Origin of the sequence: Pseudomonas frederiksbergensis, from assembly GCF_017114915.1 — a bacterium.
Classification (GTDB): Bacteria; Pseudomonadota; Gammaproteobacteria; order Pseudomonadales; family Pseudomonadaceae; genus Aquipseudomonas; species Aquipseudomonas frederiksbergensis_I.
On the sequence record NZ_JAAUOE010000046.1, the window covers coordinates 1 to 22,849 of the forward strand.

The 22,849-nt window shown below is 57.2% G+C and carries 24 protein-coding genes and 3 pseudogenes; 14 read left to right on the forward strand and 13 right to left on the reverse strand.

Features of this window, described 5'->3' with window-relative positions:
• The 5 genes and pseudogenes from HCU66_RS23630 to HCU66_RS23650 all read right to left on the reverse strand — a co-directional run.
• Positions 1 to 365, reverse strand: a pseudogene (locus HCU66_RS23630) (undecaprenyl-phosphate glucose phosphotransferase); the annotation flags it as partial.
• A gap of 639 nt (positions 366 to 1,004) precedes the next feature.
• Positions 1,005 to 1,670, reverse strand: a complete 666-nt coding sequence (locus HCU66_RS27225) for a winged helix-turn-helix domain-containing protein (RefSeq protein ID WP_338136467.1) — start codon at positions 1,668 to 1,670, stop codon at positions 1,005 to 1,007.
• Between the two features lie 38 nt (positions 1,671 to 1,708).
• The gene (locus HCU66_RS23640; RefSeq protein WP_205890836.1) at positions 1,709 to 2,464 is read right to left on the reverse strand and encodes an EAL domain-containing protein; all 756 of its coding nucleotides are present in this window, start codon (positions 2,462 to 2,464) and stop codon (positions 1,709 to 1,711) included.
• A 12-nt stretch (positions 2,465 to 2,476) separates the two neighbouring features.
• Entirely contained in the window at positions 2,477 to 3,205 is a 729-nt protein-coding gene (locus tag HCU66_RS23645; protein WP_205890837.1) for a winged helix-turn-helix domain-containing protein, read from the reverse strand.
• 583 nt (positions 3,206 to 3,788) lie between these two features.
• A complete protein-coding gene (locus HCU66_RS23650; protein ID WP_205890838.1) occupies positions 3,789 to 4,202 on the reverse strand; it encodes a VOC family protein in 414 nt (137 codons plus the stop codon).
• A gap of 231 nt (positions 4,203 to 4,433) precedes the next feature.
• Here HCU66_RS23650 and HCU66_RS23655 point away from each other — a divergent pair, with 231 nt between their 5' ends.
• Positions 4,434 to 6,245 (forward strand): ABC transporter ATP-binding protein, encoded by a 1,812-nt coding sequence (locus tag HCU66_RS23655; protein ID WP_205890839.1) that lies wholly within the window; start codon positions 4,434 to 4,436, stop codon positions 6,243 to 6,245.
• A gap of 10 nt (positions 6,246 to 6,255) precedes the next feature.
• Here HCU66_RS23655 and HCU66_RS23660 read toward each other — a convergent pair whose 3' ends face one another.
• On the reverse strand, positions 6,256 to 6,777 hold the full coding sequence (locus tag HCU66_RS23660) for a methylated-DNA--[protein]-cysteine S-methyltransferase (RefSeq protein WP_205890840.1): 522 nt from the start codon (positions 6,775 to 6,777) through the stop codon (positions 6,256 to 6,258).
• A 116-nt stretch (positions 6,778 to 6,893) separates the two neighbouring features.
• Here HCU66_RS23660 and ggt point away from each other — a divergent pair.
• From ggt to HCU66_RS23680, 4 genes and pseudogenes are all read left to right on the forward strand, one after another.
• A pseudogene (ggt, locus tag HCU66_RS23665) lies at positions 6,894 to 7,103 on the forward strand (gamma-glutamyltransferase); the annotation flags it as partial.
• A gap of 134 nt (positions 7,104 to 7,237) precedes the next feature.
• A complete protein-coding gene (locus tag HCU66_RS23670) occupies positions 7,238 to 7,771 on the forward strand; it encodes a cysteine hydrolase family protein (protein WP_205890842.1) in 534 nt (177 codons plus the stop codon).
• Between the two features lie 133 nt (positions 7,772 to 7,904).
• Entirely contained in the window at positions 7,905 to 9,317 is a 1,413-nt protein-coding gene (locus tag HCU66_RS23675) for a purine-cytosine permease family protein (protein WP_205890843.1), read from the forward strand.
• Positions 9,318 to 9,479: 162 nt separating this feature from the next.
• Positions 9,480 to 10,133, forward strand: coding sequence for a peroxiredoxin (locus HCU66_RS23680; RefSeq protein ID WP_192342653.1), 654 nt, complete (start codon positions 9,480 to 9,482; stop codon positions 10,131 to 10,133).
• A gap of 15 nt (positions 10,134 to 10,148) precedes the next feature.
• On the opposite strand, the gene HCU66_RS23685 is transcribed toward HCU66_RS23680, so the two are convergent.
• Positions 10,149 to 11,009, reverse strand: a complete 861-nt coding sequence (locus HCU66_RS23685; protein WP_205890844.1) for a CAP domain-containing protein — start codon at positions 11,007 to 11,009, stop codon at positions 10,149 to 10,151.
• A gap of 249 nt (positions 11,010 to 11,258) precedes the next feature.
• Here HCU66_RS23685 and HCU66_RS23690 point away from each other — a divergent pair.
• From HCU66_RS23690 to HCU66_RS23700, 3 genes and pseudogenes are all read left to right on the forward strand, one after another.
• Positions 11,259 to 11,642 (forward strand): annotated as a pseudogene (locus HCU66_RS23690) (AraC family ligand binding domain-containing protein); the annotation flags it as partial.
• A 14-nt stretch (positions 11,643 to 11,656) separates the two neighbouring features.
• A complete protein-coding gene (locus HCU66_RS23695) occupies positions 11,657 to 12,031 on the forward strand; it encodes a cupin domain-containing protein (RefSeq protein WP_205890845.1) in 375 nt (124 codons plus the stop codon).
• A 171-nt stretch (positions 12,032 to 12,202) separates the two neighbouring features.
• A complete protein-coding gene (locus HCU66_RS23700) occupies positions 12,203 to 13,024 on the forward strand; it encodes a MinD/ParA family ATP-binding protein (RefSeq protein WP_205890846.1) in 822 nt (273 codons plus the stop codon).
• Positions 13,025 to 13,388: 364 nt separating this feature from the next.
• Here HCU66_RS23700 and HCU66_RS23705 read toward each other — a convergent pair whose 3' ends face one another.
• Positions 13,389 to 13,874: an adenosine-specific kinase gene (locus tag HCU66_RS23705; protein WP_205890847.1), complete on the reverse strand. Its 486-nt coding sequence runs from the start codon at positions 13,872 to 13,874 to the stop codon at positions 13,389 to 13,391.
• The gene (locus HCU66_RS23710) at positions 13,846 to 14,415 is read right to left on the reverse strand and encodes an SLATT domain-containing protein (RefSeq protein WP_241015645.1); all 570 of its coding nucleotides are present in this window, start codon (positions 14,413 to 14,415) and stop codon (positions 13,846 to 13,848) included. The genes HCU66_RS23705 and HCU66_RS23710 overlap by 29 nt, the downstream gene beginning before the upstream one ends.
• A 191-nt stretch (positions 14,416 to 14,606) precedes the next feature.
• Here HCU66_RS23710 and yfcF point away from each other — a divergent pair, with 191 nt between their 5' ends.
• Together yfcF and HCU66_RS23720 are read left to right on the forward strand one after the other, a co-directional pair.
• Positions 14,607 to 15,239 carry a glutathione transferase gene (yfcF, locus tag HCU66_RS23715; RefSeq protein WP_205890848.1) on the forward strand — a complete coding sequence of 211 codons (633 nt, stop codon included), beginning with the start codon at positions 14,607 to 14,609 and terminating at the stop codon, positions 15,237 to 15,239.
• 46 nt (positions 15,240 to 15,285) lie between these two features.
• Positions 15,286 to 15,687, forward strand: coding sequence for a DUF1801 domain-containing protein (locus HCU66_RS23720; protein ID WP_205890849.1), 402 nt, complete (start codon positions 15,286 to 15,288; stop codon positions 15,685 to 15,687).
• 6 nt (positions 15,688 to 15,693) lie between these two features.
• Here HCU66_RS23720 and HCU66_RS23725 read toward each other — a convergent pair whose 3' ends face one another.
• Complete coding sequence (locus HCU66_RS23725; RefSeq protein WP_205890850.1) at positions 15,694 to 16,617, reverse strand: LysR family transcriptional regulator; 924 nt, start codon at positions 16,615 to 16,617, stop codon at positions 15,694 to 15,696.
• 137 nt (positions 16,618 to 16,754) lie between these two features.
• On the opposite strand from HCU66_RS23725, the gene HCU66_RS23730 reads away from it, so the two are divergent.
• A complete protein-coding gene (locus HCU66_RS23730; protein ID WP_205890851.1) occupies positions 16,755 to 17,810 on the forward strand; it encodes a tartrate dehydrogenase in 1,056 nt (351 codons plus the stop codon).
• Positions 17,811 to 17,916: 106 nt separating this feature from the next.
• Positions 17,917 to 19,248, forward strand: coding sequence for a dicarboxylate/amino acid:cation symporter (locus tag HCU66_RS23735; RefSeq protein WP_205890852.1), 1,332 nt, complete (start codon positions 17,917 to 17,919; stop codon positions 19,246 to 19,248).
• Here the strand turns inward: HCU66_RS23735 and HCU66_RS23740 are convergent.
• The gene (locus tag HCU66_RS23740) at positions 19,202 to 19,783 is read right to left on the reverse strand and encodes a thioesterase family protein (protein ID WP_205890869.1); all 582 of its coding nucleotides are present in this window, start codon (positions 19,781 to 19,783) and stop codon (positions 19,202 to 19,204) included. The genes HCU66_RS23735 and HCU66_RS23740 overlap by 47 nt on opposite strands.
• A gap of 106 nt (positions 19,784 to 19,889) precedes the next feature.
• On the opposite strand from HCU66_RS23740, the gene HCU66_RS23745 reads away from it, so the two are divergent.
• Positions 19,890 to 20,855 carry a GlxA family transcriptional regulator gene (locus HCU66_RS23745; RefSeq protein ID WP_205890853.1) on the forward strand — a complete coding sequence of 322 codons (966 nt, stop codon included), beginning with the start codon at positions 19,890 to 19,892 and terminating at the stop codon, positions 20,853 to 20,855.
• Positions 20,856 to 20,894: 39 nt separating this feature from the next.
• On the opposite strand, the gene HCU66_RS23750 is transcribed toward HCU66_RS23745, so the two are convergent.
• Positions 20,895 to 21,362 carry a GNAT family N-acetyltransferase gene (locus HCU66_RS23750; RefSeq protein WP_205890854.1) on the reverse strand — a complete coding sequence of 156 codons (468 nt, stop codon included), beginning with the start codon at positions 21,360 to 21,362 and terminating at the stop codon, positions 20,895 to 20,897.
• Between the two features lie 53 nt (positions 21,363 to 21,415).
• Positions 21,416 to 22,213 carry an alpha/beta fold hydrolase gene (locus HCU66_RS23755; protein ID WP_205890855.1) on the reverse strand — a complete coding sequence of 266 codons (798 nt, stop codon included), beginning with the start codon at positions 22,211 to 22,213 and terminating at the stop codon, positions 21,416 to 21,418.
• Between the two features lie 130 nt (positions 22,214 to 22,343).
• Between HCU66_RS23755 and HCU66_RS23760 the strand changes: the two genes are divergently transcribed.
• Positions 22,344 to 22,733, forward strand: a complete 390-nt coding sequence (locus HCU66_RS23760; protein WP_205890856.1) for a c-type cytochrome — start codon at positions 22,344 to 22,346, stop codon at positions 22,731 to 22,733.
• Positions 22,734 to 22,849: the final 116 nt, after the last annotated feature.

Sequence of the window (22,849 nt, forward strand, 5' to 3'; positions counted from 1 at the left end):
ATCAGGCCGACCAGCGGCGGAAACTCGGTATTGGCCAGTTTGTCCGCCAGATTCACCGCCAGTTGGTCGGTGCCGATGATCAGGGTGTTGTATTGGCTGTGCAATTGCCGATGGTAGTGCCTGGAAAAAGTGTGCAGAGGCAGGTACAGCAAGGCCTGCACGCAATAACCTGCCACGGCCCAGACCATGATGATTTCCCGGGAGAACAATTCGCTCGTCTTGCTGAGAAAGCCAATGCTGGTCATCCCGGCCAGCAGCAGCAGCCATCCCAGCAGCAAGCGTCCCAGGCCGGAGAGGTAGCCATGCTGCTTGTGATAGACCAGCAGCAGGGAGTAAGAAGGGACCGAGCCCAGGAAAGTCAGCACGGCAAGCACACGATAATGAGCTTCGATTTCTCCTGTCTGGTACAGCGCCAGAGCAAATAACAATGTATTGACCGAAGTGATGGCAACTATCCATTGCCCCCAGAAGGTCAGTCCTTTGGATATGCTGTTTCGATTAATACGATTATGTACCATCGCGGTGTCCCTCGGGCGTGCGCCACGTTGTGTATCAGTCGACGGTTAATAAATGGCAGCCACGCGCAAAGGCTTAGCGAGCGCGGTCTCAATTAGAAGTTTTTTATTATTAGAAGGGAATAACGCGGGCTTATGGCTGGCCATCCGGATGTTGTTTTCAGTCAGCTGATACGGTTGTCTCAGTGTCCGGTATTTATACTAGTACCTTAATCTTTGTGGGTGTCTGACGAATTATAACGGTCACGCTTTCGGGGGGGTGTTATAAAAGGTCGTGCACTTTTGTTAGGGGGGCATCGCTAAATCGTCTATATAATTGCAGCATTCCGATAACGCGTGCCGACCCATGGAAAGGAAGCCGGGACAGGAACTATGGAGAGATATGTATGAGGGGCAGGCGGCGGGAAGTTCAGTGCGAGAAGTCAGGCAGGTAGCGGTATCGGATGGGGCAGGAAATCGCATTTATTGTTATTGTTTTTGCGATCTCGCTTAGTAAGCGATCCTTATCCTTTGTGCCAGGCAATAACCACGGTTTCTGACCGAGCGAATCAGTCGTTCTCCGTTGGCGGCGGTTTTGAACTTCTTCTGCAGCCGACTCAGGCACATTTCAAGACCGCTGTAATTTTCCGGGTCTTTATCGATACGTAGAATAAGATCGTTCTTGCTAAGCACGCGTCGATCGCTGATAACCAGTTGGGTGAGCATTAACGATTCGGTACCGGTCAACGGGATGGTTATATCTTCCTTGATTAATGTCCTGTCGTCAGCGTTAAACCACCAGACTTCAGGGTTTCCCTGTGACTCTTTGACCCGACTGACAGCGGAGATGAACTCTTCGTCGGCCACCGGTTTCTTGAGAAAACCATCCACTCCAAAATGCGAGAAGTGATGGAGTTCTGAATGTTCCGAGTTGGGTGTTATGAGTATGATTTCCGCATCTTTTTGATTCTTGCGGATAAAGCTGACATCGCTCAGCGATATATCTGCCTGGTCGAGCAGGATGTGCGTGAATCGGCTCTTTCGGATGCGTTCGCTGCTGAGTTTGCCGGATTCGATTTCAAAAGATGACAGACGTTGTGCGAGAAGCGACTCTATTGCTTGTCGTGCCAGTTGGTCTCGGGTGAAGATTAGAAAGCTGTTGTTTGTCGTATTCACAATAAGGCTCCTTCCTAGTTTGGTGAAATGTTTAACGCTTAGATTACTTCAGTTGGAGAGTAGTACCTCCCCTGGAAAAAGTCGAAAGGCATGCTGCGAGCCAGTGTGTGCAGCGCTTTGTGCTCCACCCGGTCCGCTATGAACCTGATCTTGCTGTCATGGATCATGCTGCTCAGGCGGTCGTAAGACCTGTTGAAAAAATCCTGGCTGTTGTCGACCATGATGTCGAAATTGGATCGGGTCAGGTCCACTTTTATATAATCGAACAGTGTCGGGCTGATCATTTTTTCGGCGCTGTCATCGCTTAAGTCATAGCCATCGAAAGCGATCTCGATGCCGTTGTCTTTCAATAGGTGAATGTGATTGATAAGGGTTCTTTTTTCCTTGAGGTTGAACGAAAGGAACGAACTGCTGCTAATGCTGGGAATCAGCTGTTGCTCATGCTTTTTGAGTGTCGCTTGAGCGTCATTCAGTTCCTTGATGAGCGCTTTATCCAACAAAGCGGATTGGTCCATGGTCACGAACAGTTTGTTGGGTGCCTGTACGGACGAGGGGGGTAGGGCCTCAATCTGTGAAAGGGCATTTAATTGGATCCGCATCAGTACTTCGCGATAGATCGCCAGCGGGTGATTGGGGTGCAATGGCTGATACCCCTTGTTCAGAGGTGCCTGCTGTTTGGTCGCCTTGGCATAAATTTCACTGCCGAACAGTTCATCGTTTCGTTTGAGAATCGATTGCCTGAAGAAAACCAATGCGAAGTTCTCTTGCACTGTATATTGCCTGCTGGACTCCATTCTTCAGTCCCTTTAAGAAAGAAAGTTTGTTTGTTTTACTGATACGACCCCTCGAAGCAATCGATAGCCATAACCGCGAACGCTGTGAATAATGTTAATTCCAAAGTGTTTTTTGATTTTGTTTCGAAGCCGACTGATGGATTTTTCCAGAACGCGTGAGTCATAGAGCTTTATATTCAAGCCCATGGATTCGGCCATGCGATCATGGTGCAGAATGTTGCCTTGTGCGTTAATAAGCGCATCCAGGGCTTTCATTTCCTGATAGGCCAGATCCAGTTTGTACTCATCGTTGTATAAGTGCAGGCATGTTTGATCCAGGATCAACTTCACAGTGGGCTGCCATTCAGGCGTTTCGAGCAGCTCTGAAATTAACCTGGCTTTTTCATCCTGGTCGTTAGGTACATTGATGCAGTGATCGGCGCCGGCCAGGTAGCATTCAATTTTGGTTTGCGGAGCTCGAAAATTTATGGCAACGATAATGGCCGGTTCTGTCGGGATCGTACGCAGTTTCTTAATGAACGCCAGGCAGTCATTAAGAATAGAGGGACTTTCAATATCGATCAGTACGGTATCGTGGGTTTGAGTTTCGCTATCAAGGCTTAATGGGTTTGGGTAATCTAATATATAAGCATGCGTGAAGTTTGGTACAAATAGCTGCCGAAGTTTCTCTGTTGAGCGCCAAGTGCGCCCAATAGCGAGAATACCCCTCTGGCTATTTTCTATTTTGCTCTCGGTACTCATGATGCAAATTACTCACATGTGCTGGCGTTGCAATCTTAATACACAAAATACTGAAATTATCTGACGTTTTATAACATTTCAGCCTCGTGGATAGACGTCATTCCATGGTCAATAGTTCCATCGGATTCAAAGACATAGCCAATTGTGGAGGATTTAGCCAATTTGTTTTTTTGATATCCGGCTTTAGTTGGAGCGATCGTTCCATCGGACTAGGCGCTCTCGGTTGATTTTTCTGTGAGCGGGTCAGGCTGCAGAACGAGGCACAACTGAGAAGTCTTGCGTACGAATTGTGCGAAGGTCCGCATTTCAGAAATGCTGGAGTTGATTTATAAGGATATTCCAGGGTGCTTTAGGGCCGCGTGGGTGCGCTCCCGGGAGGCAGCAGTTCAACTGTCGCCTCTTTTTAGGGCAAACGAGCCAAGGCTATATTAATGGACTCCTTTTGAATTATATTCGTAATATTTTATGTCAATAGCTGATTTTGTGAACGGTGTAGTTATTCCGTCTGGTCTTTGACTATAAAAAGCCAAAGTTGACATTAAAGGGCCATTATACTTAAGTATTAGTTTTGGGGAGGGGCCGGTCATTGGTCCTTCTCGCAATTAATCATCCATGACACGCCAAACCGATCGACCAGCATCCCGAAGCGCGCCGCCCAGAAGGTAGTCTCCAGCGGCATTTGAATACTGCCGCCCTCCACCAACGCAGCAAACACCCGTTCTGCCTCAGCCACACTGTCGACATTCAACGATACTGAACAACCGCTCATGCCTGCGGCAGGGCGATCAGGCGTGGTATCCGACCCCATGATCGCCTGATCGCCAACCAGCAGGCGTGTGTGAATAATCAGGTTGTGGCAGTCCGCCGGAACGTGGTCACGGGCGGGGGTTTCGCCGAAGGTCATCATGACTTCGATCTGGCCTGGCAGGCTTTTGGCGTAGAAAGTGAAAGCGGCCTGGCAGTCGCCGTTGAAGATCAGGTAGGGATTGATTTTCATGTTCTGCTCCCGGTGATCGAGTGGCGCTCAGCGGTTGGGCGTCCTCCAATTCCGATGGGCATTGACTCCTCATAGCAAAGCGCTAAAACGTGATGGGCGGCGGTGCTTTTTTAGATGTTTTTCCTATGGGCGAGGCGAGATTTATCGCGTCATGTAAAGCGATAAGCCTCATTCCACGTACCGTATGACCTGCCGCGCCCCTCTGACATCCGCCACCGAGTCAATCGCCCTATGCCTGTCCTTACCCGCTTCGCCTCTTTGCCCGACCAGGCGAGGCGTGCCTTGCTACTGGTCTGGGGAACATCCCGTGGGCTGTTTTTGGGGTTGGTGCTGGCGACGCTGATCGCCGGTATGCTGCCAGCGCTGGCAGCCTGGCTGGGGCAGCGGATTGTCGACGCGGTCGTTACCGCCATGCAGTTGCACGCGCAACAAGGCAGCGCGCCGTTGTGGCCGGTCGTGCGCTATGTGTTGTTTGAAGCGGGCGTGCTTGCGTTACTGTCCGGGACGCAGCGCGCATTGTCGGTGCAGCAGTCGTTGTTGCGGGTGCAGTTGGGGCAGAAGGTCAACACGATGATTCTGGAGAAGGCCCAGACGTTATCGTTGGTACAGTTCGAGAACTCCGAGTTCTACGACAAGCTGGTTCGGGTGCGGCGCGAGGCATCGACCCGACCGTTGGCGCTGGTGATGAAAACGCTGGGGCTAATCCAGAACCTGATCATGTTGATCAGCTTTGGCGTGTTGCTGGTGCATTTTTCGCCATGGGCGCTGGTGCTGCTGGTGGTTGGGGCGTTGCCGGTGTTCTTTGCCGAAGCGCACTTTTCGGGAGATGCCTTTCGGCTGTTCACTCGCCGGGCGCCGGAGAGTCGGCAGCAGAACTACATCGAGACGCTGCTCTCCCATGAGGGCTATATCAAAGAAGTGAAACTGTTCGGCTTCGCGCCGCTGCTATTGCAGCGTTATCGGGACACGTTTGCTCGTCTCTACGCCGAAGACCGGCGCCTGACGTTGCGCCGCGATGGCTGGGGATTTGTGCTGGGGCTGCTGGGCACCGCTGCGTTTTATCTGGCCTATGGGTGGGTCGTGATCGATACCGTTCACGGCAGCATCAGCCTCGGGCAAATGACCATGTACCTGGTGCTGTTCAAGCAAGGGCAGACTGCGGTGAGCAGCAGCTTGAGCGCGATCAGCGGTCTCTACGAAGATGGCCTTTACCTGTCGAGCCTCTATGAGTATCTGGCCGAGCCCGTGGTGGCCGATACCGGAAGTCTCACCGTGGGCGCGGCGCCCGGCGATGGTTTGCGTTTCGAGAATGTCGGCTTCCGTTATCCGGGGGCGAGCCGCGCCGCATTGCAGGGCATCGATCTGCACCTCAGACCCGGACACAGTCTCGCGCTGGTGGGGGAAAACGGCTCGGGCAAAACCACGCTGATCAAGTTGCTGACTCGTCTGTATCGTCCTGATCAGGGGCGCATTCTACTGGATGGCAGCGATTTGCAGGCTTGGCAAGAGGAGGCGCTGAGACGACGCATCGGCGTGATCTTTCAGGACTACATTCGCTACCAGTTCTCCGTCGGCGAGAACATCGGCGTGGGCGACACCCTGGCGTTCAACGATGAAACGCGTTGGCAGCAAGCGGCCGCCGAGGGCATGGCCGCGCCCTTCATCGAGTGTCTGGATCGCGGTTACGCCACGCAGTTGGGGCGGTGGTTTGCCGGTGGGCAGGAACTGTCCGGTGGGCAATGGCAAAAAATTGCCTTGTCTCGCGCTTACATGCGCCGCGACGCCGATATCCTGATTCTGGATGAGCCGACCTCCGCCCTGGACCCGGCGGCGGAAGCGGCGGTGTTCGAGCATTTCAGTCAACACACCGAAGGGCGCATGACGTTGCTGATTTCCCACCGCTTCTCTAGCGTGCGTAATGCCGATCACATCATCGTGCTGGAGCAAGGTTCGATCCTTGAGCGAGGCGCTCACGACAGCCTGGTCGCGGCGGGTGGGCGCTATGCGCAGTTGTTCAATGTGCAGGCGCGTGGTTATCGCTAGCTTTTGATCTTTAATGACTAAACAAATCCCCCATCTTGCCGCCCCCCGACCATTCACCGCCCTCCAGCGTCAGCAACCGCTCTTTCGCCTCAAGCCCCCCGGCGAACCCCGTCAGTTTCCCCGACGCACCGATCACCCGGTGACACGGCGCGACAATCGATATCGGATTTTTGCCGTTGGCCGCGCCCACTGCCCGGACCGCACTGGGATTGCCGATCTGCCGGGCAATCTCGCTGTAGCTGCGCGTCTCGCCAAACGGAATGGTCAGTAGCGCCTGCCACACCTGCTTCTGAAAGTCCGTCCCGGCAAAATCCAGCTCCAGATCGAAATGATTGCGTGTGCCGGCAAAGTATTCCTGCAACTGCTGTGTTGTGCGTACCAGGATCGGGTGGTCCGCCGCTTCACTCATCGGCCCCAGTCGTACCCGGCCGGGTTTGTCGTTTTCCCAGAGGATGGCCGCCAGACGCGAGCCTTTCGCGACCAGCTTCAACTCGCCGACCGGCGACGCCAGGGTAGTGAAGGTGTAGGTCATGCCAACGGACTCCGCACACGTGCTGAACAGGTGGCCCAGCATACTGCCTCGTCGGGGAGGCGCAATACGCAATTGCAGCCATACTTGCCTACTGCTTTTGAAGCGTTCCCTCTGTTTTGAACATCCAGGAAGCAGTGGATGCTCCGCGTTACACTAGGAAAATGCTCGAAAGTTGGGGTCATAAGTTTACAGGGCCGCAGGATCCCAACCACATCGCGGCTATTCTGGTGGGGGCGCCTTCGCTGGAAGGCAAACCGGTGGGCAAGAACCGCTTCTATGGGGCGAACGATCCACGGCGTAACACCGGGTTGTCACTCGGTTACTGAAAACAGGCGATCACCGGCCACCTCAGCTCCCTGGGTGGCCTCGATCCCCGATCCTCGAACGCGGCGTCGAGTTGCTACGTGCTAAAAGGGAGTTGAAATCCATCGTTCCAGCGACCTGTCTAAGGAAGGAAGCCATGAGCACCGCACTCCTGATCATCGACGTCCAACGCGCGCTGTGCACCGGCAAATATGAATGCTTCGACATACCGCGCGTCATCGACACCATCAACGGCCTCAGCGCCAGAGCCCGAGCGGCCGACATCCCGGTCATCCTGATCCAGCACGAAGAAGAGGGCGACCTGCTGCAATACGGTGGCGAAGGCTGGCAACTGGCCGACGGCCTGAAGACTTCACCCCAAGACCTGCGCGTGCGCAAAACCACCCCGGATTCGTTCTACCAGACCCGCTTGCATGAACACCTGCAAGAGCTGGACGTCGACCGTCTGATCATTTGCGGCCTGCAAACCGATTACTGCATCAACGCCACCGTCCGCCAGGCGCATGAATTGGGCTACGACGTCGTGCTGGCGGCCGACGCCCATTCCACGATCGACAACGGCACGATGAGCGCCGAAGACATCATTGCCGAACACAACAAGGATCTGGCGCACCTGACCGGCTCCGTGGCGCGGATCGATGTCGTGCCGGCCAGCGAAATCAATATCTAGAACCTCTATATCCCTGTGGGAGCGGGCTTGCCCGCGAAGACGGCAGCGCAGTCAACATTGATGTCGCCTGACACACCGCCTTCGCGAGCAAGCCCGCTCCTACAGGGTTGCCCCCTCAGGAGAGAACAAAAAAATGACCGAGATCAGCGATACCCAGCAGCGAAGTCCACTGATCGAGACACGTTCTATCGACTATATTCCCGAGGCCGAGCGCCATGGCAGCCTCTACAGCCAGTTCACCCTGTGGCTCGGCGCCAACCTGCAGATCACGGCGATTGTGACCGGCGCGCTGGCCGTGGTGCTGGGCGGCGATGTGTTCTGGTCACTCATCGGTTTGCTGATCGGTCAGGTGCTCGGCGGGGCAGTGGTGGCCCTGCATGCTGCACAAGGACCCAGGCTCGGGTTGCCGCAGATGATCTCCAGTCGCGTGCAGTTCGGTGTCTATGGGGCGGCGATCCCGATTGTGCTGGTGTGCCTGATTTACCTCGGCTTCAGCGCCACCGGCGCGGTACTGTCGGGGCAGGCCATTGCCCAGTTGGTCCATGTCAGCGACAGCGCCGGCATCCTGATTTTTGCGGCCTGTATCGCGTTTCTGACGATCTTCGGCTATCGGGTCATCCACCTGGTCGGCAGGGTAGCCAGCGTGCTGGGCATCATCGCCTTCGTCTATCTGTTTACCCGGTTGATGACGCTCAACGACATCGGTCTGTTGCTGGAAAATCGTCATTTCGGCTGGAGTACTTTCCTGCTGGCGGTGTCCCTTTCCGCGTCCTGGCAGATCGCGTTCGGCCCTTATGTGGCCGACTACTCGCGCTACCTGCCGAGCAAGACCTCGTCCTGGAAGACATTCACCGCGGTAGGCCTGGGGACGGTGCTGGGCGCCCAGGCGTCAATGGTGCTGGGGGTGTTCGCCGCTGCACTGGCGGGCCCGGGTTTTCGCGGGCATGAAGTCGCCACCATCGTCGGGCTGGGCAGTACCGGCGTGATGGCCTCCCTGCTGTATTTGAGCGTGGTGTTCGGCAAGGTCACGGTGTCGACCCTCAACGCCTATGGCAGCTTCATGTGCGTGGCCACCATTATCAGTGGCTTTCGTCGTGGCTTCGCGATATCCGCCGGCAAACGCATGCTGTTCGTGCTGGCGATTGTCGGGGCGTCCACCACGCTCGCGCTGCTGGGGCAGTACTCGTTCCTGAGCACGTTCAAGTACTTCATCCTTTTTCTGCTGACCTTCTTCACGCCGTGGAGCGCGATCAACCTGGTGGATTACTACTTCATCAACAAGGAGCGTTATGACATCCCGGCATTGTCCGACCCGGCGGGGCGTTATGGCCGCTGGAATGTGTTGGGGATCAGCGTGTATGTGCTCGGTGTGCTGGTTCAGCTGCCTTTTGTCGACACTCACTTTTACTCCGGACCGATGGTCGCGCAGCTCGGCGGTGTCGATATTTCCTGGATAGTCGGGCTGGTGGTGCCCGGCATGCTCTATTACGGGCTGGCCAGGACATCAGGGCTTGCCGTGTCGGTCGAGCGAGGTTCGCAGGCTTGAATGCCCGGTCATCAAAGGAAGGCAGGAGCAGGCGCGCGGCTAACTACCGGGGCCTCAAGCGTCTCCTATACTGATCCGCGTTGACGGTTTAACAGACACTGAATGCCGCCGGAACCCGCGTTCCGGCGACTTCCCTACGACTCAACAGTAAGGAGAACGATCATGGCAATCCGCATTGGCGACGAAGCGCCGGACTTTACCGCCGAGAGCACCGAAGGCCCGCTGCATTTCCATGAATGGATCGGCGACAAGTGGGCGATCCTGTTTTCGCATCCCAAGGATTTCACCCCGGTGTGCACCACTGAACTCGGCTATATGGCAGGGCTCAAGCCGGAGTTCGATAAGCGCAACACCAAAATCGTCGGGCTCAGTGTCGACCCTGTCAGTAACCATCAGACCTGGGCCAAGGACATCGAAGAGACCCAGGGCCATGCGGTCAACTATCCCATGATCGGTGACGAGAACCTGGTGGTGGCCAAGCTCTACGACATGATTCATCCGAATGCCAGTGGCGGCGCACGGACTGCCGTGGACAATGCCACGGTGCGTTCAGTGTTCATTATTGGCCCGGACAAAAAGGTCAAGGCGATGCTGATCTACCCGATGAGCGCCGGGCGCAACTTCGATGAAGTGCTGCGCCTGCTCGATTCGCTGCAGTTGAACGCCAAGCACACCGTCGCCACGCCGGTGAACTGGCGTCCGGGCGAAGACGTCATCATTCCCACTTCAGTCTCCGATGAGGACGCCAGGAAGAAGTACCCGGACGGGTTCAAAACGCTGAAACCTTATTTGCGCACGGTGGCGCAACCGAAATAAGGCGCAGAACCTGACTCAAGGCGCGCCGAACAGCATCGTCCAGTAAACCCCCTTGTCGCTGCGCGAGTCTGCGGCATAGGCCGCGCCGACCTGGGTAAACATCGGGTTCATCAGGTTGGCGCAATGCCCGGGGCTGGCCAGCCAGCCGGCCATCGCCTGGCTGGGGGAGCCTTGCCCGGCGGCGATGTTCTCGCCGATCTGCCGGCCGCGGTAACCGGCGGCTCTGGCCCTGTCCGCCGGCCTATCACCGTCGGGGTCCTGGTGGGCGAAGTAGTTGCCATAGGCCATTGCCTTGCTGTGGCCTTGCGCGGCGGCGCCCAGAGCGGCATTCCAGGTTAATGGCCGTGCAGCGGGGAAGCGTTGGCGCCCACACATACGTGGCTTGGCCCGTGCCGCGTTGACCTGTGCCAGCAACGTCTTGCTCGCGGCGCGCGAATCGCCGATACGCCCATCGAGTACCGGTTGCGCCAGCACCACTCGCCATTCGCTGCGGGAGCGAGTAACGCCGATGTCGGCGTATTGGCTATCGAGCAGCGCCCCACAGTAGTCGCTCTGAAGCATGTCGAATGCCTCATCGGCATCTTGCGCGCCGACCAGACGAATGGTGCGCACCGTCACTGCTTGATAGCCGTTAGCTTTCAACCCGTCCCGCAAGCCACCGCCATAGCTGATCGGCAAGGCCAGGTCCGATTTCAGCGACAGCGGCCGCAGCGGCTTGACCATGCGCCCCGCGCAGCGATCGGGATCGGCACGATAGTCGTTGATGACTGCCACCAGTTGCCGTTCCCCACTGGCATGGGCGGGGTTGGCGAGCAGCGCAAATAAAGGCATCAGGCACAGCGAAATAAAGCGGCGGCAGCGGACAGGTGGGCGCATGAACGGACAGCTCTGATGAGTTGACGACGATAAGGGTGGGATGCAGACGAGTAATGACCGCAGGAGCACGTCGCTGGGCGAGGGTCTTTTACGGCACGGCTAAGACTGCGGGTCTCAAAACTGGTTCACGAGGGGAACAGACAAATTTGCCGGCGACGCCGAGGGTGCTGATTCAGGCGGGTCACGAGCCAGGGACATCAGACGCTCGCACTGGTAACGTACTGACATCATTCGATGTGGTACAGGGACATGACTAACACCAAGGGCAACAGGGATTGGGTCAAGCACTCGGCGCAGCCGTTGAAGATGGAGCGCATCGAAGCGTTTTTTGGCGGCCATGGCTTTACGCCGCATCGCCACGATACTTACGCGATCGGACGTACGCTGTCAGGTGTTCAAAGTTTCCAGTCCCGCAAATCCCAGCGCCACGGCCTGCCCGGCAAAACCATCGTCTTGCACCCGGACGAGGTGCATGACGGTGAAGCCGGTACCGAAGCGGGTTTTCATTACCGGATGATCTACATCGAACCTGCCTTGATTCAGCAGGTGCTGGGCGGCAAACCCTTGCCCTTTATCGAGGGTGGGCTATCGAGCGACCCTCGGCTTTGTGCCGCTACCCGATATCTTGTCCAGTGAGGGCGACTCAAATGAATTCCCAAGTCTGCAGCGCGATTAACTTTGCCGAAAAATATGCCTTGTTCAGCGAGCAATGGGCACCCAAGGTCATTGCCGAGATGAACGACTATCAATTCAAGGTGGTGAAAATCGAAGGCGACTTTGTCTGGCACTCCCACGCCGATACCGATGAAGCGTTCATCGTCATCGAAGGCGAGCTTCGCATTGATCTTCGAGAGGGGGCCGTCGTGGTTGGACAGGGGGAAATGTACGTCGTCCCCAAGGGCGTCGAACACAAGCCTTACGCTGAGCGAGAGGTGAAGCTATTACTGATCGAGCCGCGTGGTGTGCTCAATACCGGTGATCAGGACGGAGAAAGAACCGCGAAGAATGACGTTTGGATTTAAACGTTTCGGTTGTTTCTGTCGGCCTTTTCGTTGAAACCGTTCGATGGAGGATGGCGAAATGCCTCTCGTCGGGAGATAAAGCAGCTATCCCACGCTTTTCAGCTATCCTTGCGGCATCTGGATGATGCTTATAACGCGCTGGCACACGGTATGCGGGGAAGGGAACGTTAAATGGAACAAATGCATTGTGTGCAGGTTATCGCTGTGACCGGCGGTAAGGGGGGCGTGGGCAAGACGACGGTGGCGGTCAACCTTTCGTTGGCGTTGGCGAAAATGGGGCGACGCGTCGTATTACTGGATGCCGATCTTGGCCTGGCGAATATCGATATTCTCCTGGGGCTGACCCCGCGCTACACCCTGGCCGATGTCATCGAAGGGCGTTGCGAGCTGTCCGAGGCACTGATGCCTGGGCCTGGAGGCATTCGTGTCGCCCCGGCCTCTTCTGGCATGCAGAACATGACGCATCTGGAGCCTGCGCAATATCGAGCGCTGATCCAGGCCTTTAGCGATATTGGCGACAAAACGGATGTACTGATCATCGATACGGCCGCCGGTATCGGGGGTTCCGTGATCAATTTCATCCGCGCAGCGCAGGAAGTAATGGTGGTGGTGTGCGATGAGCCCACCTCGATCAGCGGCGCCTACGGGCTGATCAAATTGCTCAACCTGAACTACGGTCTGCACCGTTTTCGCGTACTGGCCAACATGACAAACAGTCCGGCGGAAGGCCGCAATCTGTTTGCCAAGCTGGAAAAGATTACCGATATGTTCCTGGATGTCTCCTTGCAATACACCGGCGCGGTGCCGAATGACGAATGTGCGCACAAAGCCGTGCAGAAGGGGCGTGCAGTATTTGAAGCCTTTCCCCGCTCTAAATGCGCTCAAGCCTTCCAGGCCCTTGCTCACAACGTCGATACCTGGCCATTACCGACTCATCCGAGAGGGCATGTGGAATTCTTCGTTGAGCAGCTCGTGCACAATTCCGGCAGATAAGCCTGGTGGGGGCAGCAGGTGATGCGAACCTTAGCGCTTTTGCATCCTGTGGTTCTTTTTCCTGGATTAAATCGGTCTTAAAAGCCCGGCCAGGCCTTCGAACTTTTTGCTATTCTGAAGGTGTAGGTGAAGACGCAGACTGATGCGCAAATGGATAACAAGGAAACGTAGGGCGCGTTCCAAAGGGTACACGGTTAGAATGATCTCCCGATGAGATCCAGCCCTTATGCCGTGTGAAGCAGAACAGTACGAAATTGTTCTGTCAGAAGCCTGATAAACCTTGCAAGCCAGAGACCAGCACTGGCCACCTACTCGATTTTCAAAGCCCGCCTTGTGCGGGCTTTTTCGTGTCCGTCGGTTCAATTCACTGCTTGTAGCCGATCTGGCGCAACAGATTCTTGCGCCACAAGATAGCTTCATCATCTTCAATGTCTTTGGCACAGAAACCATCCACCACGCCGAGGATCGCTCGCCCCTGTTGCGTCTCAGCGACAATCACTTCGGTTGGATTGGCGGTAGCGCAGAAAATACGGCACACCTCTGGCACCATTTTGACGGTGTTCAACACGTTCAGCGGATAGAAACCGTCGCCCAGGAAAATAATGAAGCTATGGCCGGCGCCAATGGCCAGTGCATTTTTTTGCGCAAGTTCGATCATGGCGGTATTAGTACCGGACCATCGCACCAGGCAGTTGCCAGAGGCTTCACAAAAGGCCACGCCAAACTGGATACCCGGCACGGTATTGACCAACGCTTCGTGGATGTCCTCGACGGACTTGATGAAGTGCGTCTGACCCAAAATGAAGTTCGTCGCCTCCGGCTTATCGATTTTCAGCGTGATGAGTTGCATCTCGAACGCCTCCTCTCATGAAGTCTGCGATCTTTATTCGAGCCGGGATCATGTCTTGCTCAGTGGCTGGTGTCTCGGAGTAGACGCGAACTTCCCCCAGTCTCCTGATCGTTGACTTGGGCAAGGTCGGGGCATCCAGAAGAATCGAGTCAATGCGCTTGCGGATGTCCAAAATGATTGGGCCCAGGATGGCTTCGTCTTTGCCACTGGCGATTTCGTCCTGGATCTCACGGGAGATCGCGCCGAGTTTCTCGGCAGTGTCTTTGTGCCCGGCAGCCCGGGTATCAAAGTTCAGGAAGGTCTGAACCGAACTCAACACCAGGGTCAGCAGTGACAGGATGCCAGCCGCATATTGGAGCCATACGGGCGAGGCATCACTGATTGAGCCAAAAACACCGGCGCTGACAACCGCCGACAGCACCACACAGGGAATGCCCAGTTTCCAGCTGAATTTCTCGAAATCCCGGGCACTGATTTCATGTTCAATCTGCAACCGTACGATCATGCGATTCCATTTGGTCAGTAGCTCGAGCCGGCTCATGGTTGCAGTCCTTGGCAGGGGGATTCAGGTTGAATATTAGCTCCTATTTGGCCACCGGCCAGGATTCAGGGGCTGGGCAGTGAGCGTCGCCAACCCGGTATTCCGCCCAGGAATGCGCCCATAAAAATCATCGATTTTATTTATCGCGCTGGAACTCGTAGGGTGGCTGCTCAAGCATATGGAGATCACCCGTGAATAATTCCCGCCTGCGTCTGTACGTCGACTCCCAATTTACTAGCCCCTATGCCATGTCGGCCTTCGTGGTCCTTCGCGAAAAGGGCATCGAATTCGATATCTGCCCGCTCAACCTCGAAACGTCCGAGAACCAGGCCGCTGACTATGCCAGCCTCTCCCTGACCCAGCGCGTACCGACCCTCGTGCAGGGCGACTTCGCCTTGTCTGAATCCTCGGCGATCACGGAATACCTGGAAGACGTTTTCCCCCAGACGCCGGTTTACCCGCAAGACCCGAAGCAGCGGGCGAAGGCTCGACAAGTCCAGGCATGGCTGCGCAGTGACCTGCTGCCCATTCGGCAGGAGCGATCCACGTTGGTGGTGTTTTATGGCCTCAAAGCACAGCCCCTGTCGCCGACGGCCGAGTCGGCCACGCGCAAGCTGTTCAGTGCCGCACAAGCGCTGCTGGCTGACAGCCCCGAGCACCTGTTCGGCCAATGGTCAATCGCCGACGTCGATCTGGCCTTGATGCTCAACCGGCTGATACTCAATGGTGACTCCGTGCCACCCGCGCTGGTGGAATACGCGCAGCGTCAATGGCAGCGACCTGCCGTTCAAGAGTGGGTCAAACTGCAACGCCCTGCGTTGTAATCCTGTCAGCGAGACGGCAATCATCATGAAGAGGGAGATAGCCATCATGAAGAAAGAGACGGTTGGCTCAAAGGACGCAGAGGAGGGAGGCTCTGCCTCCCAGCGGATAGACGCGAAAATCAAGGCGTTGGGCGATTGGCGGGGCGAGACCCTCGCCCGGGTTCGAACGCTCATCAAACAGGCCGACCCTGAAGTGGTCGAGGCGTTGAAGTGGCGGGGCGTTCCGGTGTGGTCGCACGCCGGCATCCTCTGCACCGGTGAGACGTACAAAAACGCCGTGAAGATGACGTTCGCCAAGGGCGCCTCGCTGGAGGATCCTTCAGGGCTGTTCAACGCCAGCCTTGATGGCAACACCCGGCGCGCCATCGATATTCACGAGGGCGACCGGATTGATGAAACAGCCCTGAAGGCGCTCATTCGCGCCGCCGTGGCGCTCAACATGTCGTAGCGCTGTTCAGTCGAGCACAGATTGCGGTTCATCCAGATGATCGATGTGCTTGAAGCGCTCGACCAGAAAATCGATCAGGCTGCGCACGCGTGCCGACAGGTGCAACTGTTGCGGGTAAATGGCATAGACATCGGCGCGGGTCGGTGTCTGGTCCTCCAGCACCAGGCGCAAGCGGCCACTGCGCACGTAGCGGGCGATGTCCCATTCGGCCCGCAGCAGAATCCCGTGACCTTCCAGCGCCCAATTGAGGGCCACTTCACCGTCGTTGCAGCCTAACGCTCCGCGCACTTTGATGTTTTGCGTGCGCCCACCGTTGGTGAAGCTCCATACGCCATAGGGTGTTTCGTTTTGCCGCAGGAAGATGCAGTTGTGTTGCTGTAGATCCGCCAGACGTTGCGGCACGCCATGCTTTTCCAGGTACAGCGGCGAGGCGCATAACAGACGGCGATTGGAGGCGATCTTGCGCGCATGAAAGGCCGCGTCCGGCAGCGTGCCGAAACGAATGCCCAGGTCAAACCCGTGGGTCGTCAGGTCGAGCGGGTGATCGCTGATTTCCAGCTGGATTTCCACCTCCGGGTATTGCGCGAAGAACGCGCCCAATGCCGGGCCAATGTAGCGACGACCGAAACCCAAAGACGCGTTGACGCGAATCAGGCCTTTAGGGGTGGCCCGGCTGCTGCTGATCAGCTGTTCGACCTCATCGATCTGCGTGAGGATGCGCGCCGCATGGGAAAAATACAGTTCACCTTCCGAGGTCAGGCTCATCGAGCGCGTGGTGCGGTTGACCAGGCGGATGCCGAGCCGTGCTTCCAGCGCGGTCAGGCGTTTGCTCACCGCCGGCGGGGTCACGCCCAGCTCCCGAGCCGTGGCCGCGAGGCTGCCTTTGTTGGCCAGCAGGTAGAAAAAAGACAAATCCAGGGTCTGGCTCATTGGTAACTTCAATTCATCTATGTAGTTATTTTGGGTAACTCACGCTTATTTGCTCACTACATATACTCCGGTCACACCCTGATTGAACACCCCCGTTCGACAGGCACAACAAGAACGAAACGAGAGTGGAGTTGATGATGAGCGCATACAAAATTGCTGCGGTTCCAGGTGATGGTATCGGCGTGGAAGTGATCGCTGCGGGCGTCGAGGTGCTGCAAGCCTTGTCGAAAAAATCCGGTTTCGACCTGGCCTTCAAACACTTCGACTGGAACTCCGATAACTACCTGAAAAACGGCTACTACATCCCGGAAGGTGGCCTGGAAGAACTGAAAACCTTCGATGCGATTTTCTTTGGTGCGGTCGGCGCGCTCAACGTACCGGATCACATTTCCCTGTGGGGCCTGCGCCTGCCGATCTGCCAGGGCTTCGACCAGTACGCCAACGTGCGTCCGGCCCGCGTGCTGCCCGGGGTGAAAAGCCCGCTGCACAACGGTGATCAGATCGACTGGGTGGTGGTGCGTGAAAACTCCGAGGGCGAATACTCCGGTAACGGCGGGCGCGTTCACCGGGGCCTGCCGGAAGAAGTCGCCACCGAAGTGTCGGTGTTCACCCGTGCCGGGGTCGAGCGCATTCACCGTTTCGCTTTCGAACTGGCGCGCAGCCGCCCGCGCAAGCACCTGACCATGGTCACCAAATCCAATGCCCAGCGTCACGGCATGGTGTTGTGGGACGAGATCTTCTACGAAGTGGCCAAGGATTTTCCGGACGTGAAAATCGACAAGGAACTGGTCGACGCCGTGACCACGCGCATGGTGCTCAAACCGTCGACGCTGGACGTGATCGTCGCCACCAACCTGCACGCCGACATCCTGTCCGATCTGGCCGCCGCGTTGTCCGGCAGCCTGGGCATCGCGCCGACCGCCAACCTCAACCCGTCACGCAAATTCCCCTCGATGTTCGAACCGATCCACGGCTCGGCCTTCGACATCACCGGCAAAGGCGTGGCCAACCCGATCGCGACGTTCTGGACGGCAGCGATGATGCTCGAACACTTGGGCGAAGCGGCCGCGGCGAAACAGCTGATGTCGGCCATCGAAGCCGTCACTGAAAGTGGTTTGCACACCCCGGATCTCGGCGGTACAGCCACCACCCGGCAGATCACCGATGCGGTCATCGCGCTGATCAATCGCTGATATTTTCCCCCGATTCAAAGTAGTACTGCGGCACAACGCCAAGGGGCAGATCGCTGAATCCGACCCTTGGCATTTCCTGACAACAATAAAAAATCAGGGCCCTGTCATGAAAAGAATATTTGGCAAACTCTACGTACAAGTGCTCATCGCGGTCATCCTCGGCGCCATCGTCGGGGTGTTCATTCCCGAAACCGGAACGGCGCTCAAACCCTTGGGCGATGCGTTCATCAAACTGATCAAAATGCTCCTTGCCCCGGTGATCTTCCTCACGGTGGTGACGGGCATTGCCCGCATGGAAAACATGAAAGAGCTGGGGCGTGTCGGCTTTCGCGCGCTGATCTATTTCGAAGTGGTCTCCACCCTGGCGCTGGTGGTCGGCCTGGTGGTGGTCGATGTGTTCAAACCCGGCGCGGGCATGAACATCGATGTCGCTTCGCTGGATACCTCCAGCCTGGCCACCTACACCACGGCGGTGAAGCATGCGTCGTTCATGGACTTTGTGATGAACATCATCCCCGACACCATCGTGGATGCATTCGCCAAGGGCAACGTCCTGCAAATCTTGCTGTTCTCCATTCTGCTGGGCGTGGCCCTGGCGCATGTCGGGCCGCGCGCAAAAGTGTTCGTCGACACGCTGGACAGTCTGATGCAAGGGATGTTTCGCATCGTCAACATGGTCATGCGCCTGGCCCCCATCGGCGCCTTTGGGGCGATTGCCTTCACCATCGGCAAGTACGGTTTCGGTTCGCTGTTTTCCCTCGGCAAACTGATGGCGTGCGTGTACCTGACCTGCGCGGTGTTCGTGATCTTCGTGCTCGGGCCGATCTGCCGATACAGCGGTTTCAGCCTGTGGAAGTTCTTGAAGTTCATCAAGGAAGAACTGTTCACCGTACTGGGTACCAGCTCTTCGGAGTCGGTGCTGCCGCAGATGATTTCCAAGATGGAAAAGGCCGGTGTGTCCAAACCCGTCGCCGGGATGATCATTCCCTCGGGCTTGACCTTCAACCCGGATGGCCAGGCGATCTACTACACCATCGCCGCGATCTTCATCGCCCAGGCCACCAACACGCCGCTGACCCTCACGGACCAGTTGATCGTGCTGGCGGTGCTGATGTTCACCTCCAAAGGCTCGGCGGGGGTGACCGGTTCGGGATTCATCATCCTGGCGGCGACGCTGTCTTCTCTGGGCACCATTCCGGTGGCGGGCATGGTGCTGCTGTTGGGCGTTGACCGGTTCATGTCGGAAGCGCGGGCGATCACCAACACCATCGGCAACGGAGTCGGCACCATGGCCATTGCCAAATGGGTCGGCGCGCTGGACACGGTAAAGATGAACAGGGCGCTTAATGGGGAGGGCGCAGAGGAAAAGCCCGAGATGGTTCAGGCGGACGTTATTGCTGTTCCTTCATCGATGACAGCAGGGCGGTTGAGCAACTAGCTTCTTCCCCTCGCAGCTGACGGCTCATGTCGTCGCAACTTTGCGACCAGGCCGTCAGCCACGTCGACATCTCGGGTGGCTGTTCGGCCAATCCCAGTTCCCGGACGAACTCGGCAGGTGCAACCGTGCCTTTGGCCGCGCGGAACAGACCTCGCATCACGACAACGCCAATCACCCGTCCTTTACTCACGAAACGGTGTTCCATAAAGCTCCACTTATCGTCCCAGCCGAGCATTCGGGTATGAATCTCGAATGATTCGAACAACTTCAGCTCACGCCGAAACTTACCCCAGGTATCACCAACGATTGGCACGGCCTTGTTGCGCAAGGCTACTCGAAAGGCGCCGCTGCGCAGCACGAAATCCATGCGGCCTACGTCGGCCAGGGTGAAGTAGCGGCCATTGGTGACATGCCGGTTGAGGTCAAGGTCGAGCGGCCAGACGCGCATGCGGATGACGGTGGTGGCCAAGGCGTCAACCGGCTTGCGCCACGGACGACGGAACAGCATGAGAAAAAGTCGAAACCAGAGATTCATAAGGATGCCGTGGGTTGAATGACCGGTGCACTTTAGGGGGGAGAAATCGGATAAGGTAGGTGCACAAATGACTTTTTTCATGCGAAAAGCGCAATCAGGATCATTCATGCACGTCACCCTGCTACTGGCTGATCAATGTTCCGCCGCCAGCGCCACTCTGGCGCTGGAAGTACTCAGTGCCGCCAACCTGTTCGCTGACACCGCCAGTGCGCCGTTTGATGTGGTTGCCGCCTCACTGAATGGCGACGATGTCGCCGCGTGGGGAGGGCAAACGCTGCGCGTGGACCGATCCATCGCCGACATCTCCCGAACCGACCTGGTGGTGATCCCGGGGTTTCTATTCACACTGAAGGACGCTTTGCCGGCATTTCCCGGTTATGGGCCGTGGCTGCGTCAACAGCACGCCCAGGGTGCCGTGGTGGCTTCAATGTGTACGGCGGCCTTCATGCTGGCCGAAGCGGGAATGCTGGACGGCGTTCGTGCCACCACGCACTGGGCCTTTGCCGATCTTTTTCGTCGCAGGTATTCAGGGGGTTGTCTGGAGGACGCGCAGATCCTCTGCGAGGACAATCGCGTGATCACCTGCGGCGGCGCGACGGCCGCCATGGACCTGTTGCTGCACCTCATCCGCCGGTTCGCTTCACTGGAGCTGGCGCAGAAGTGCGGCAAATACTTGCTGGTCGATAACGTGCGCAGCGAGCAATCAGCCTACGTCATGTGGTCACTGCCCAAGCACCATGGGGATGGCGACATCCTGCGGGTTCAAGAGTGGCTGGAGGATCATTTCCATCAGCCGTTACTGATCAACGACATGGCCGAGCGATTCGGATTCGGTGTCAGGAATTTCAAAAGGCGTTTCAAGGAAGCCACCGGTTACACGCCGCTGACCTATCTGCAAACGCTGCGTCTGGAGAGGGCAAAGCAGTTGCTCGAGTCCACACGAATGACCCTGGATAGCATCACGTACAAAGTGGGCTACGAAGATGGCAACTCGTTTCGCAGGCTTTTTCGACAACGAGTGGGCCTGCTTCCGACGGCTTACCGGAAGAAGTTTCAAGCGAGTGTGGGTTGAGCGAGATCCGCTCCGCGTCGAGGCTGTGTAAAACCTGCGTCAAGGCGTAGCGCTCGGACGGACATAGTAGTTGTCGAACTCACCGCTTTCGACGAATTGGAAGCCGTGGCGGATGTAAAACCGATTCGACGCGCTCTCTTTGAGCGCGCCCACCCTGATCGGGAGCGCGGCGGCGTCCGCTTCTTTGAAAATCTGCTTGAGCACAGCAGAGCCTACACCTGAGCCCTGGGCATTCGGCCGTACATACAAGTGGTCTAGCAGCAGTTCTTCCTGGTCATGCCTGACCACAATAAAACCGATCCGCTCACCGGCCAGCTCAATGTGACGCGTGTTGCGGCAATCAAAACCGTTGAGAAAACGCTCACGCGCACGTACCGGATCAAATCGCCCAATCCGTTCAAGACTTTCGCGCATGGCCTCGATTCGAATGGCCACAAGATTGTCCAGGTCGGCGGGTTGAGCCGCGACCAAAATGACTGGAGGGCTTTGATCAGGTATGACAGGCATCGTCTGCGCTCTGGTTATCATCACGGGAAGCCAGTATAGAGCGTGAGCTCAAATCAATTGCGCTCAATAAATTGCACGATGACCTGATTGACGATCTCAGGATGGGTAATCGGCCCCATATGACCGAGCCCCTCGAGTTCCACCACTTCTACGTTCGGGAGAACGGCGGTCAGCAGCCGCGCCACGGCCCGTGACGAGGCTGGCGAGTCCTTGCCGACCATGAAAAGCACCGGCAGGTCGAGCGAACGGAACGCCTGCAATGGCGTTGGTTCGCTCAACAACGCGTGAGCCCAGCCCTGCACATTGGCCACCGCCGCGGCGATGGAGGGTTTGCGTGATTCCGGGGTTTGCGCCCAGGCCCCGTCGCCCATCCAGTAGTCAATGAAGTGCCGGGCCGCCGCGTCCAGGTTACCCGCCTCAGCCGCCCGCCCGGCGGCGGCAACAACTTCCCGGATGGCGTCCGCTTCATTGGGCGGAGGCGTTTGGGCGTCGAGCACGGCAAACAGGGTGGGTTCATACAAAACCATGGCGCGCACCCGCTCCGGGTTCTGCACCGCCGCGATCAACGCCACCGCCGCACCATAGGAATGACCCACCAGAATCAGCGGTTCACCCGCGCGGGCGAGCACCGGTTCGGCGAAGAGCGCTTCCTCACTGAGGGTGACGACTCGATCGGTGGGCCACGCCGGGCTCTTGCCGGCGCCAAACGAATCGAGCGCCAGTACGCGAAACTTTGCGGCCAGCAGATCTTGCAGCCCGCGCCACTGCACCGAGTGACTCGCATTGGCGTGAAAACAGACCACGCCCGGGCCTACGCCTGCGTCCCGGAAAAAGGGTTCGACGGGTTTCATTCGGGTCCTCCTGCAGCGGCGTTAAAGGGACAAAGAGTTATAGATTAGCCTCAAGGCTTCGGTATAGGTGCCAGCCATGATGAAATAGCCGCCCGCTTTTGCTGTCCGCACACCTGATTTGGAGCCGAATATGAAAAACGCCGCGGTACTGACCTTCGCCTTGATGCTCACTATGGGGGTATTCAGCCAGCAAGCGGAAGCGGCGGGGGATGCTGAGGCAGGTGAGAAGCTGTTCAAGCGAATCTGCGGCGGTTGCCATCAAGTCGGGAGTTCGGCGCGGGGTTCTTTCGGCCCGCAGCTCAATGCCATTTTCGGGCGCCCGGCGGCAAGCACGACGGACTACCAGTACTCTGACGCGATGAAATCATCAGGCGTCGTCTGGACCCGCGAAACCCTCACCGCGTACATCGAAGCGCCCAAAGCAGTGGTCCCCGGAACCCGCATGATTTTCTGGGGCCTCAGCGACCCGGAAAAGATCGAAAACCTGCTGGCCTACCTTCAGACCTTTCAGCCGCAATAATCCTACCCCTGTGGCGAGCGAGCTTGCTCGCGTTGGGCTGCGTCGCGGCCCCAAAAATCTGACAACCCTCGCCGATTTTTGTGAGTGCTACGCACTGGAGCGCCAGCCCGGTCAAG